This window comes from Salisediminibacterium halotolerans (genome assembly GCF_003814815.1).
GTDB classification, from domain to species: Bacteria; Bacillota; Bacilli; order Bacillales; family Salisediminibacteriaceae; genus Salisediminibacterium; species Salisediminibacterium halotolerans.
In genome coordinates this window covers 19,842-32,759 of sequence record NZ_RKQQ01000007.1, presented here as the reverse complement: position 1 = coordinate 32,759, position 12,918 = coordinate 19,842, and the positions used below count along the sequence as shown (strand labels likewise).

The 12,918-nt window shown below is 46.1% G+C and carries 12 protein-coding genes; 3 read left to right on the top strand and 9 right to left on the bottom strand.

Translation table 11 applies throughout. The features are described from left to right. The first annotated feature begins 85 nt into the window (after positions 1-85). Positions 86-883: a hypothetical protein gene (locus EDD67_RS12320; RefSeq protein ID WP_121438694.1), complete on the top strand. Its 798-nt coding sequence runs from the start codon at positions 86-88 to the stop codon at positions 881-883. A gap of 59 nt (positions 884-942) precedes the next feature. Here the strand turns inward: EDD67_RS12320 and EDD67_RS12315 are convergent, their stop codons facing one another. Both EDD67_RS12315 and EDD67_RS12310 read right to left on the bottom strand, forming a co-directional pair. Further along, entirely contained in the window at positions 943-1,575 is a 633-nt protein-coding gene (locus EDD67_RS12315; protein WP_121438695.1) for a hypothetical protein, read from the bottom strand. Between the two features lie 67 nt (positions 1,576-1,642). Then, a complete protein-coding gene (locus EDD67_RS12310; protein WP_121438696.1) occupies positions 1,643-3,286 on the bottom strand; it encodes an O-acetylhomoserine aminocarboxypropyltransferase/cysteine synthase family protein in 1,644 nt (547 codons plus the stop codon). A 234-nt stretch (positions 3,287-3,520) separates the two neighbouring features. Between EDD67_RS12310 and EDD67_RS12305 the strand changes: the two genes are divergently transcribed. Next, entirely contained in the window at positions 3,521-4,411 is an 891-nt protein-coding gene (locus EDD67_RS12305) for a YitT family protein (protein WP_121438697.1), read from the top strand. An 83-nt stretch (positions 4,412-4,494) separates the two neighbouring features. Then, positions 4,495-5,280 carry an HAD family hydrolase gene (locus tag EDD67_RS12300; protein ID WP_121438698.1) on the top strand — a complete coding sequence of 262 codons (786 nt, stop codon included), beginning with the start codon at positions 4,495-4,497 and terminating at the stop codon, positions 5,278-5,280. A 46-nt stretch (positions 5,281-5,326) separates the two neighbouring features. On the opposite strand, the gene EDD67_RS12295 is transcribed toward EDD67_RS12300, so the two are convergent. The 7 genes from EDD67_RS12295 to EDD67_RS12265 all read right to left on the bottom strand — a co-directional run bounded on the left by EDD67_RS12295 (position 5,327) and on the right by EDD67_RS12265 (position 12,742). Beyond that, positions 5,327-7,198, bottom strand: a complete 1,872-nt coding sequence (locus EDD67_RS12295; RefSeq protein WP_121438699.1) for a PTS fructose transporter subunit IIABC — start codon at positions 7,196-7,198, stop codon at positions 5,327-5,329. Further along, positions 7,195-8,127, bottom strand: coding sequence for a 1-phosphofructokinase (gene pfkB / locus EDD67_RS12290; RefSeq protein WP_093073237.1), 933 nt, complete (start codon positions 8,125-8,127; stop codon positions 7,195-7,197). The genes EDD67_RS12295 and pfkB overlap by 4 nt, the downstream gene beginning before the upstream one ends. After that, positions 8,124-8,879: a DeoR/GlpR family DNA-binding transcription regulator gene (locus tag EDD67_RS12285; protein WP_121438700.1), complete on the bottom strand. Its 756-nt coding sequence runs from the start codon at positions 8,877-8,879 to the stop codon at positions 8,124-8,126. Before EDD67_RS12285 ends, pfkB begins: the two co-directional genes overlap by 4 nt. 141 nt (positions 8,880-9,020) lie before the next feature. Beyond that, positions 9,021-9,281: a metal-sensitive transcriptional regulator gene (locus EDD67_RS12280; RefSeq protein ID WP_093073233.1), complete on the bottom strand. Its 261-nt coding sequence runs from the start codon at positions 9,279-9,281 to the stop codon at positions 9,021-9,023. A gap of 189 nt (positions 9,282-9,470) precedes the next feature. Then, the gene (locus EDD67_RS12275) at positions 9,471-9,854 is read right to left on the bottom strand and encodes a rhodanese-like domain-containing protein (protein WP_121438701.1); all 384 of its coding nucleotides are present in this window, start codon (positions 9,852-9,854) and stop codon (positions 9,471-9,473) included. Positions 9,855-9,866: 12 nt separating this feature from the next. Further along, positions 9,867-10,355, bottom strand: coding sequence for a DsrE/DsrF/DrsH-like family protein (locus EDD67_RS12270; RefSeq protein WP_093073229.1), 489 nt, complete (start codon positions 10,353-10,355; stop codon positions 9,867-9,869). A 110-nt stretch (positions 10,356-10,465) separates the two neighbouring features. Then, positions 10,466-12,742 (bottom strand): glycoside hydrolase family 65 protein, encoded by a 2,277-nt coding sequence (locus tag EDD67_RS12265; RefSeq protein WP_121438702.1) that lies wholly within the window; start codon positions 12,740-12,742, stop codon positions 10,466-10,468. Positions 12,743-12,918: the final 176 nt, after the last annotated feature.

Below are 12,918 nucleotides of genomic sequence, written 5' to 3'. Positions count from 1 at the left end.
AAGACAAACATTCTGTCTCCACTTAGAACGGGCGATCATGGTATAATGTAGTGCAGTCAATTTACTATTCGTATGAGGTGACTATATGACAAAGAACAAGTTAATCGTGCTTGGGATCGGATTAATACTTATTATTATTTTATCAGCGTTGCTTATCGTCTTGCAGCCGGAGACAGATCAAAATACCCAGCAGACGAATTCAGAACCTGAAACGGCCAACGAGGAAAACTCATCAGCAAACGAAAACACAGCTGATACATCGGACAATTTTAATATGCCGGATGAAGACGGGGTTGTGGGAGAAGATAGCGGCGTCAATGAAAATGATGAACCAGATGACGAACAATTAAAAGAATATGCTGACAGGGCTCTGGACAACGTCGATCTCCCGGAAGATACAGACAGTATTTCTGAAGAATTGCTTCGTGCCCACGCTGAGCTGTATTCAATTTATACACAAATGGCTGAACTGGAGTCTGATGATATTGACGGCAGCCAAGAGAGCGCAGAGAGAATCATGCGCGAGCGTTACAGCTGGTATGAATTTTCATCTGAAGAATACGGTTTTACCTATAATGAAGATGATTTTTTAACTGTCGCTGAAACAGAAGGTTATATCGAGGACGCGAGCAAGCGAGCCGCTGTCTTGTTTGAAGTTTTAGCAAATGAGAATGACGATTACTACACTGGTCAGCTTGTCTACCAATATCTTCAGCCTTATATTTGGCATGAAATTGCTGACGAGGCCATCGCGTATTACGATCCTGCATCGGAAAACGAACAAGAGCGGGAAGAAGCAGCAGAACGAATGTTTGCCCAAGATGTGCTAGAATACATCGGCGACGAATACCCTGAGTACCTTGAAGGCGAAAGCAGTCAATGACCGTTTTCCAAAACAACAAGAGCCGTCCCGAAAAAAACGGGAGGGCTCTTGTTTATTGATTAGCGAAATTCCGCCCAATCAATATGATAAGTTATTTGATCAGACGGATTTGCCTGATCTGTTACATGAATCGTCAACGGTTCATCAAAGTCCGCTTCCGCCGTATCAATCAGCAGCGAAGTTTTTGCTCCATCAGCCAAATTCAGCCGTTTTGCTCCAGTCAAACTCTCTCCGTCTTGTTCGGTTTCGATATCATGGATATATGCGCCTTGGCCGTAAAAACGGATATGAACCGGGATCATTTCATCAGACAGTTTCGCCCGCAAATCTTCCGGGGCAGGGATCGTTCCGTAAAGGTTATATTGTTTTTTCGCCTCGCGCTTTACAGTTAATCCCGGAGGTTCGGTATAAGCAAAAGCAATTTTTTCATTTGAATCTTCAGCATTTTCCGATTCCAGCGTATAGCTGCTGAATGAATACTCTCCGGCAAGGACACTTTCCGCCTTGCTTTGAATTTCATCATCGCTTAAATAAAAGTAATAGTCCTCGTTATCAAAACCGCCAGAGATTACCTCGCTGACACTGTCCGCCGAAGACTTGTTCTCTTCTTCTGCAACGAGAATATACAAAAGCAGACCGGTAAGAAAAAAGACACTCATAAACACGAGACTTACGGTCATTTTCTTAATCATTGCACCCGGCTCCTTTTTCTCTGCTGGTTACGAGTATACAAAAGTCCGCGATAAAATGATAGATCGATCAGCTTGAAAAACGAATATACGGAACACCATGAACGGTTTCGCTTTCGCCCCGGCTGGACGTTTGCGATGTATCAATCACAGCTTTAGCCGATGACACTTGATTTACAGCGCTTATTTTTGACGCGTCATCTTCTGTTGTTAATACCCAGTAATCTGGCAATTCATCAGCGGCGCCTTCGTATTTAGAAACGATATACCCTGTTTTTCGCAAGGTTTTTACTAACGGATCATTTAATGCGCTGTCGTGCAATACAACGATACTTTTGCGGCGGGGCCCCTCTTCGGTATGTTCGACAGCCGATCCGGTCAATTCTTTAAGGAGCTGTTTTTCTGAACTCTTCTCCTTCGCTCGTTTCCCCGTTGCTTTATAAATGCCTTCATCAAGCGCTAAAATTAAATCTTCGGCATCTTCAAGTCCGACAGAGAGCCGGACAAGATCTTCCGTCGTCCCGGTAGAGACCATTTCTTCCGGCGATAACTGTAAATGTGTCGTACTTGCCGGATGAATGATCAGGCTCTTCGCATCGCCGACATTCGCCACGTGCGACCATAATTCGATATGACGAATCAGTTCTCTTCCCGCCTCGACTCCGCCGTCGATACCGAAGTTCACAACAGCACCGTGGCCGCCGGAGAGATATTTTTTCCCGAGTTCATGGGAAGCATGTTCAGAAAGTCCCGGATAACTGACCCAATTAACAGCGGGATGCTCTTTGAGAAATTTAGCTATTTCAAGGGCATTCGCTTGATGTTTTTCCATTCGTAAGCCGAGTGTTTCTAAGCCCTGAATAAGCTGAAATGCGTTCTGCGGGCTTAAAGCTGCCCCAATGTCACGCATCAGCTGCACCCGCAGCTTCAATATAAACGCCATATCGCCAAGATCCTGGTAGACAAGACCGTTATAACTCGGATCCGGTTCATGAAAACCGGGGAATTTTTCTTTATTCCATGTAAAACGACCGCCGTCAACGACGACACCGCCGATCGTTGTTCCATGCCCGCCGATCCACTTCGTTGCCGAATGAACGACAATATCAGCGCCGTGCTGCAACGGTTTACAAACAGCAGGCGTCCCGAACGTATTATCAATGATTAACGGAATATCAGCTTCGTGGGCTGCTTCGCTGACCGCCTCAAAATCGAGAATATTTAAGCTCGGATTGCCGATTGTTTCGGCAAATACCGCTTTTGTTTTTGGCGTGATCGCCGCTCTGATCGCGTCTGGATCGGTCGCATCTGCAAAATGAACATCGATGCCGTATTTCGGCAAAGTAACATTAAACAGATTATACGTTCCGCCGTATAATTCAGAAGCTGCTACAATCTCATCGCCCGCTTGAGCAATGTTTAAAATCGTCATTGTAATAGCCGCCATTCCCGAAGCTGTCCCAAGCGCACCGACACCGTCTTCGAGGATCGCAACCCTTTTTTCAAACGCATCAACCGTCGGGTTCATAATGCGGCTGTATATATTCCCCGGTTCTGCAAGCGAAAACAGACGCTCCGCATGTTCAGCATCATTGAACACATAAGAAGTCGTCTGATAAATAGGTACAGCTCTCGCTCCTGTTGCCGGGTCGGGCACTTGACCGGCGTGTAACAACTGTGTCGATACCGCTAATTCGTTCATTCGTTTTACCATGATATTGCCTCCTCATACATAATGAAATCATTCAAGCTTTTTAGTTTTGGCATTTTACAGTTGCCGGACCTCATAATTATTTGAATATTAACACTTTGGACTCAGACCGTCAATTAAAGGCGAAACGGTGCTGAGCGGATTTGTCAGAAGATATCGACATCGGTTAAATCCGTTGGGTGCCCTGCACGGGTATGTTATACTTCGTAAGGTTTTATGCTTAAGGAGGCCGAAACGATGAAACAATTTTTCGAAGGTATTCGCATTCGCTCAGTGGTCATTATTATTATCGGAACCTTGATATTCGGGTTCGGAATCATACACTTCAATTTGCAAAACGGGCTTGCCCACGGCGGATTCACAGGCATTACACTCTTATTGTACTATGTATTTACTATCGAACCGTCTTTGTCTAACCTGCTGCTCAATATTCCGCTTTTTTTCATCGGCTACCGTCTGTTTGGACGCAGAATGTTTATATACAGTTTAATCGGCACACTGTCTTTAACGGTCTCGTTAAGAATCTTTGAACTTTATCCCGTAACTGAAATCCCGCTCCACGACGATATGATTCTTGTTTCTTTATTTGCCGGCGCTTTTGCCGGCACCGGGCTCGGAATGATTTTTCGGGCCGGCGGAACAACCGGGGGAGTCGATATCCTCGCAAAACTTGCGGAGAAATACTTCGGGGTAAGTATCGGAACGTTTATGTTCAGCTTTGACGCAGCTGTAATCACTCTTTCGTTAGTGCATTTGAACCTCACGCAAGCGATGTATACTCTCGTTGCTGTCTTCGTAGCGAGCAGGGTCATTGATTTACTGATCGAAGGTGCCAATGCAGCAAAATCTGCGATGATCATTTCGGCCAATACATCAGCTATTTCGGAAGCGATTATTAACAGAATGGGCCGGGGGTCAACCGTGATCACCGGACGCGGCGCTTTCACAGATAATGAACGGGAAATTCTCTACTGTGTTGTACATCGGCACGAGCTGATTCAGCTGAAAAGTGTGATTAACGATGTCGATCCTTACGCATTCGTCTCATTAAGCGATGTGAAAGAAGTCTCCGGCGAAGGATTTACATTTGATAAACAATACAGGCCGCTAAAACCGGCTGATGAATAAATACATGCCCTCTTGTAACGAATATTTACAAGGGGGCATTTCTTGGATAGGATAGATGATAATAAGCTGAGGAGGGACAAGAAATGAAAACCGTCATGTTTGATTTGGACGACACGCTGTTGTGGGATGAAAAAAGTATCCGGCAGGCGCTCACACTTACGTGTGCTTTCGCAGCCAAAGAGACCGGCGTCAGTGCTTCGGCACTATACGAGACCGTTATCAAAAAGGCGCCGGAACTTTATGCTGAATACCCGATGTATGAATTCACAAAAATGATCGGCATCAATCCGTTCGAAGGTCTTTGGGGCGATTTTAATGACGAAGGCTCTTCTTTTGAGCAAATGAACGCACATGCACCGGAATATCGGCGCCGGGTTTGGACGGAGAGCCTTGCAGTTCATGATATTTATGACGAAGCGCTCGGGGAAGTCCTCGCTGAGACGTTTCGGTTAAAGCGTAAAGAAAACCCTTATTTGTTTGACGATGCCTTGACAATACTCGATCAATTGCAAGATGACTGCAGCTTAATTTTACTGACGAACGGTTCGCCGGAACTGCAAAACATTAAACTTAACCTTACGCCGGAACTCGCGCCGTACTTTAACCGGATCATTATTTCCGGCGATTTCGGCCGCGGCAAACCTGATGCGGCGATCTTTGAACATGCATTGCAATCAGCAGATGCTTCCGCTGAAGACACCATCATGGTCGGTGACAACCTGAACACAGATATCCGCGGCGCCAATGCGGCAAATATAACGTCTGTCTGGCTGAACCGCTTTAATAAGCAAAACGAAACGGATGTCAAGCCCGATCATACAATCGAATCATTGGATGAACTGAAAACGCTGCTTGAGCAAATCAATTAAAATTCCCAGTAGAAAAACCACCCGCGTTAAACGGATGGTTTTTTTCTTAAGCAATTTTTTTCTTTAAGATCCCGAGCAAGGCAGCAGTTAATACAGCACCTGCGATAATTGCAATCAAATAAAGAACCGCATTGTCAACAAGGCCGATGACAAAAATTCCGCCGTGCGGCGCTTCGGTTGCTGCGCCAAAAGCCATCGATAACGCGCCGGCTAAAGCTGAGCCGGCAATAATTGACGGAATCACCCTCGCCGGGTCAGCAGCAGCAAATGGAATCGCCCCTTCAGTTATAAAAGAAGCGCCCATGACATAGTTTGTCTTGCCTGCGTCGCGCTGCTCAGCTGTAAAGCGATTCTTGAACACTGTCGTTGCCAACGCAATTCCGAGCGGCGGCACCATTCCAGCAGCCATAATTGCAGCAATCGGCATGAAACTTCCCGCTTCAATCATTGCCAGTCCAAACGCATAGGCAGATTTATTAATCGGACCGCCCATATCAACAGCCATCATTCCCCCAAGAATCAGCCCAAGAAAAATGATATTCGCGCCATCTAAACCGTCAAGCCAAGTAACAAGACCTTCTTGCACACCGGCAAGCGGCGTCACAATGAAGTACATCACAAACCCGGTTCCAAATACCCCAAACAGCGGCAACAGCAGAATCGTTTTAATTCCATCCAACGACTGCGGTATAAATGAGAAAACTCTGCGTAATCCTAAAACGAGGTAACCGGCAAGAAACCCGGCAATAATCCCGCCTAAGAAACCGGCATCACCGTTATGAGCCATTAAACCGCCGACCATACCGGCAGCAAACCCGGGTCTGTCCGCAATACTCGAAGCAATAAAACCGGCGAGTACCGGAACCATGAAGAAGAACGCATTTGCTCCGCCGATCGTGGATAAAATTTCGCCAAACCAGGTGATTTCACCTTCGACCGGATCTTCAAAGAGAAACGACAACGCGATTAAAATACCGCCGGCAACGACAAAAGGAAGCATGTTCGAAACACCGTTCATTAAGTGGCGGTAAATCGTTGCCCCGACACCTTTTTTCTCATCGTCATCGGCGTGGCTGTCTCCTTTACCTGTCCCTTGATAAACGGACGCATTCCCGGAAGCGGCTTGCTCTAACAGTTCCGCCGGTTTGCGAATCCCTGCTGTTACCGGGGCGTTAATCAACGGTTTTCCGGAAAAGCGCTCTTTCTCTACTTGCGTATCGGCTGCAATGATGACCGCATCAGCGCGGGCAATATCGTCTCTTGTCAACGCATTGCGCACACCGTCCGAACCGTTCGTTTCGACTTTTATATCATAGCCCAACTCTTTCGCTTTGTCTTTTAAGCCGTCCGCTGCCATATAGGTATGGGCAATCCCTGTCGGACAGCCGGTAACCGCGACGAAAAACGGGCGTGTCCCGCCGTTAGTTTCAGCCGGCTTTTCCGCCTTTTCTTCTGCTAACTTTTCTTCTTCTTTCTCATCGATCAGCTTGATGATATCTTCGGCAGAACCCGCATGAAACAGCTCCTGTCTGAACGGCTCATCCATCAACAGCGTCGAGAGTCTCGCCAATGCTTGCAAGTGCATATCATTAGCACCTTCAGTTGCAGCAATCATAAAGAATAAATACGCCGGTTTTTCATCCATCGACTCGTAATCAATTCCCTCGGCCGAACGGCCAAAAACAATTGCCGGCTCTTTAACAGAGGCTGACTTTGCATGCGGAATCGCTACGCTTTCGCCGATCCCAGTGGAACTCTGTTTTTCGCGGTCGTTGATCTCTTGAATAAATGACGATTTATTCGAGAGCTTGCCGGCACGGTCAAGCTGGTCGGCCAACTCTTCAATGACAGCTTGCTTGTTTGTCGCTTCTAAATTTAAGCGGATCGTTTCTTTTCCAAGTAATTCTGTGATCTTCATAATGCCCCTCCTTCTTTCTTTTGGATTTGAATTGACACGTCGCTTTCTAACCTTTCGACCTCTTCCTTTTCACAAAAGCCTTGCGAAAAAGCTGTTGCGCTTCCGGCTGCAACAGAGAAGCTGAACGCCTGCTCATCGGAAAAACCGCGGGATTTGCGGTCGAGAAACGCAGCGACCATCGAATCTCCTGCACCTACAGAATTGACAACGTCGCCGCCGGGAACATCCGCGCGCATAATGAGGTGCCGGCTGACAAATAGTGCGCCCTCGCCCGCCAGCGAGACGATGACGCGTTCTGCACCGTCTGAGACTGCTTGTTCAGCACAGGCAAGAGCATCTTCAACCGTTTGAATCTCTTCATTGTATAAAGCGCTTAATTCAGCTTTATTCGGCTTAATCAAATATGGGCCGGACTGCAAGCCTTCTTTAAGCGGCAGCCCGCTTGTATCAAGGACTGTCTGCACGCCGGTATGCGCCACTGATTCCATCAATTCAGCATAAACCGCAGGAGAGAGATCGGCCGGAACACTGCCTGAAAGCACTAAAAAATCATTTTCTTCACTGCCTGTGAGCTGATTTTTTAAGCGCCGTAAATTATCCGCAGTAATTTGCGGGGACATTCCGTTAATTTCTGTTTCTTCAGTCGCTTTTAATTTGATATTGATTCTTGAAGTTCCTTCGGTGTGGATAAAGTTGTGCGCAATCCCTTCAACTGTCAATGTTTCTTCAATAAATGCACCGGTAAACCCCGCGGTAAAACCGAGCGCTTTCGAGTCTGTTCCGAGTCTTTGCAAAACCTTCGATACATTGATCCCTTTGCCGCCCGGGAGCATATGCTGGGCATGCGCCCGGTTCGTTTCACCGAGCTGCAAATTCTCAACCTCGACTAGATAATCAACGGAAGGACTTAATGTAACTGTGTAAATCATGATAATCTCACCACCTTTCCGTTCGTATCATATTCAATTTCATCTAAAAAAGGATCCGAGTCTGTCGCTGTAAGGAGAAAGGCATCTTGCAAATCGGCGAATTTGGCAAACGATGTCTCTTTAAACTTGGAAGCATCCGCTAAAACATAAGCTTCCGAGGTCTGATTGATTGCCAACCCTTTGACGTGAGCTTCTTCCGGGTCCGGCGTCGAATAGCCGAACGATTGATCGATGCCGTTCGTGCCGAGAAAAGCTTTATCAAACCGGAATTGCATTAACGCTTCGGCAGCCATCTTTCCGACAAAAGCTCGAGTGCCCGACTTGACATATCCGCCGATTCCGTAGGTATGAAAGCCGGCAGCCAACGATTCTGTAATGATATTCACACCATTTGACACGACCGTAAGCTGTTTGGCTTCAACAAACGGGAGCAAAGCTTCCGTTGTCGTACCGGCATCGATAAATATACAGTCCCCGTCATCAATGAGTGAAGCCGCCCGGCGGCCGATCTCAGCTTTTTCTTCTGTGTAACGGTCTTTTTTTTCAATCATCGTCGGCTCATCGGTCTTGCTTTTCAATAAAGAAGCACCGCCGTGAATGCGCTTTAATTTCTTCCGGCTCTCAAGTTCTGAGAGGTCTCTGCGTATCGTCGACTCTGAGGCTCCGGTTGCTTCCACCAGTTCAGCAAGCTTTGCAACATTTTGCTTTTTTAACAGCTTGAGAATTTTTTCATATCGTTCATCTGTCAGCATCTGACTCACACCTTTATTTTGTTAACGTTATCATAACTTATATTTCGAGCAAAATCAATCATTTTAAATCAAAAAAAATCAAAAATAATTACAATCGATCATGAAAGGCATAAAAAAACCGGGATTTCCTCCCGGACTTTTTTATCTGCTTTTCACTAACAGCTGGATCGCTTCATCAATAACTTCATCACGCTCTTCATCGGTCTTTACTTCATTGCGCAAGCATGTTTCAAGGTTTTTCGCCACGACTGTTGCGGTTGCACGATCCAAAGCTGAACGAATCGCTGTCATCTGCGTAATGATTTCTTTACAGTCCTTTTCTTCTTCCATCATTCGCAACACACCGCGCACTTGTCCTTCGAGCCGCTTCATCCGGTTTTTCACTTCTGGTGAATATTCCATTATGCACACCTCTTCCATATAATAGATCTTCCTCATCGTGATAAATGAGTCAGCTGATTTATATCAGTCTTTTCATATCATTTTACTATATTTTTATAAACGACACCAATATTTATATACCCATTATATTAAACCTAGCAGGGTATATCAAGAAATACGCCGGCTTATACAGCCGGCGTCAAACAACTTCTACTTTTTCACTGTTTCCCCGCGCCAAGAACTGATTCCGCCTTGAACATTGATTAAATGCTGAAAACCTTGCTTCCTCAGTTTCTTCGCAGCAGATTTACTTCGATTGCCGCTTCGGCAGATCAAAACCAATTCTTTATTATTCGGCAGCTTCCCCGCACTTTCGTGCAACCGGCTTAAAGGAAAATTTTTTGATCCGCGGATATGACCGCTCTTAAATTCATGTTCTTCGCGGACGTCAATAATCAGCGGCTGATCTTTCTTGTTTTTCACCCGTGCCGCTAAATCGTCCGCACTCATGTTAGCGACGCCTTTTACCGGGAGACGTTTGATAACAGTCAAGAGCAAAAGGAGGCCGAGCAGCAGATAAATCAGCCATTCCACAGTGCTTCCTCCTTAAATGAACAAATTCACGTTCGCATCTTCAGCTTCAGAAAGGTACGAAGCTACACCTGCATATTCAATTCCGTCCATCAGTTCTTCCTCTTTTAACCCCATAACATCCATCGTCATCGTGCAGGCAACCATTTTCACATCCAGGTCTTGGGCAAGCTCAATCAATTCCGGCAACGTTTGAACGTTGTGTTCTTTCATCATTTTCTTCATCAGATAAGAACCGGCGCCGCCGTAGTTCATCTTTGACAGTTTCAATTTTTTTGGTCCGCGAGGCATCATTTTTTCAAACATTTTTTCCAAAAAGTTTTTATCTTGGATATTGATTGCCTCGTCTTTGCGCAGCACATTCAATCCCCAGAATGTAAAAAACATCGTCACTTTCTTGCCCATAGCAGCCGCTCCGGTCGCAATAATAAAACTTGCAATCGCTTTGTCGAGATCTCCGTCAAAAACGATCATCGTTGCATTATCTTTCGCTTGATCAGACATACAGCATCCTCCTTTATTTATACCCAATAAGGTATTTACACTATACCCACAGTTTATACCCCTGTTGGTATTATGTCAAGAGGGTGTGTTCATTAAATTGACACATTCAATCAGAGAACGGCTCTGACCGCCGTTCCATCCGCCAGTTTTATAGGAGCTGCCCGATGCGTTACAGTGATCGGTTCTCCGTGAACAAGCGTGTATTCTGCGGCGTCATGGTCGATATATAGTTGAATGATCCGGCCATGATAACGGATATGAAACGTTAGCGATGTCCACGATTTCGGCAATGACGGCCGAAAGGACAGACCGCTTTCCGACATCCTCATCCCTGCAAAACCGTAAACGAGAGCCGACCATGTACCGCCCATGTTTGCCATATGGAGACCGTCTTTCGTATTCCCGTGCGTATTATCAAGATCTAAACGGGCCGTTTCAGAAAAGTACCGAAGCGCTTTTTCTTGATCTCCTAATCGAGCGGCCATAATACTGAATACACAATACGACAACGAAGAATCATGGGTTGTGACCGCTTCGTAATATTCGTACGTCTTTCTCATAGTCGTTTCATCAGCAAGATCATCAAGCAAAAAGTGTGCGAGCACCGTATCGGCTTGTTTGCAGACTTGATAACGGTATAAGGTTAACGGGTGATAATGCAAAAGCAGCGGAAATTTTTCTTTCGGCGTCGCAGCTAAATTCCAGCGGTCTTTATCGAGAAACGTGTCGTCTTGGGCGTGGATGTCACGCTCGGGGTCATACGGAAGATACATCCGATCCGCTGCGCGCTGAAAAGCGAAAATTTCTTCCGGCTCAATGCTGAGCCGCATAACAAGCCGGTCAAAAGCTTCCTGGCTGTAATCCTGCACGAGCGCCAGCGACTTCACCGCCCAGCGTAAGTTAAACCGCGCCATCGCGTTCGTATAAAAATTGTTATTGATAATACACGTGTATTCATCAGGTCCGGTTACGTCGTCAATGCGGAACTGTCCGTCCTTTTCGTGTCCGGTATCGATCCAAAGCCTGGCTGTTTCTACGAGGATTTCCGCACCGTACTCGCTCATAAACGCCATGTCATTGGTTGCAAAATAGTATTGGACAAAGCTGTAGGCGATATCTGCACTAATATGGTATTGTGCTGTTCCGGCCGGGAAAAAACCTGAACATTCCCGTCCTTTAATTGTCCGCCACGGAAACAGCGCCCCCTGTTCGTGTCCGACCTCTTTCGCCCGGTATTTCGCGGCCGGAAGAAGGGAATAGCGGTGTTCAAGCAAATTTTTCGCAATCGAAGGTTCGGTCATTAAAAAGACCGGGAACATATAAATTTCTGTGTCCCAAAAATAATGACCTTCGTACCCTTCACCGGAAAGGCCTTTTGCTGAAATATTGCTGGCCGGTTCTTTGCCGACGGATTGCAGCAGCTGAAATAAATTGAAACGTATCCCTGTCTGCAAATTTGCGTCCCCTTCTACTTGAATATCTGCACTTTGCCAAAATCCGTGCAAATACTCGCGCTGCCCGGTTAACACATCGGCAATCGACACACTTTCAAGCTCATTATGAATCGTTCGCGCTTCGCTTTTGACATCGGGTCCGTGACGGTAAGTATCTGTGTACACTGTCCACTTTGACACGCGTATATGTTCTTCTTCACGAAACGTCATATCTTCCACGACCGCTTCTCCATGGTATTCACAGGAATAAACGTCCGGCGTCCGCGAAGTGCGGATTCGAACGGAAGCTGCCGTTTCCAGCCTTGTTTCAAACGTTCGGTTAACGACGGTATGATTAGGCCCGTCTTGAAAAACATCCGTTGTATTCGTCCGTTTCGTATGGCCTGATGCGACCCGCGGATCGTCAGGATCTGCAGCGTTCGTTACATCACCGTCAAGATAAGAAATCACCCGGATATTTCGGCAAGCTGATTCCGGATAAATATCAATCCATTGTAAAAACAGCTCTTTCGTCCGAAAGGATACGAGCCGGCGAAAATGCAAGCGAACCGTTTTCCCTTGCGGAGAGCGCCAGCGGATGCGTCGTTCACTATAGCCTTCATCCATATTTATTTCTCGTTTGTAATCGAGAATGTCACCATCAAAAAGTGAAAACCATTCGTCATCAAAACAGATCATAATCGTTTGCGCATCAATAATATTAACCAATTTCTCACTGACTTCCGGAAAAGCATGCAGTTTTTCTGCCTGTTCGATCGGCACTTCATCGTGAAACGCATTGATGTAAGTTCCTCGTATTGAATTGATTCCCGGAGCATACCCTTCTTCGAAATTGCCCCTCACACCTAAATAACCGTTGCCGAGTGCAAAGAGACTTTCATTCACGAGCAAGGATTCTTCATCAAGCTGATTTCTCATGACCGTCCATCCCATCCGCTACACTTCCTTTCGTTTGTCTGTTACAAGAAAACGCTTCCTTCAGTTTATCAAATCGTGGTAATTTCTGCCACGTCTATCTCATCCGTAAATCTTTCTTCCGTGCTGCTTACGTCTTTTTTCGCGCATCAATTTCCTGTATGATATTGTCAATGTCATCATCGAAGTCTTTT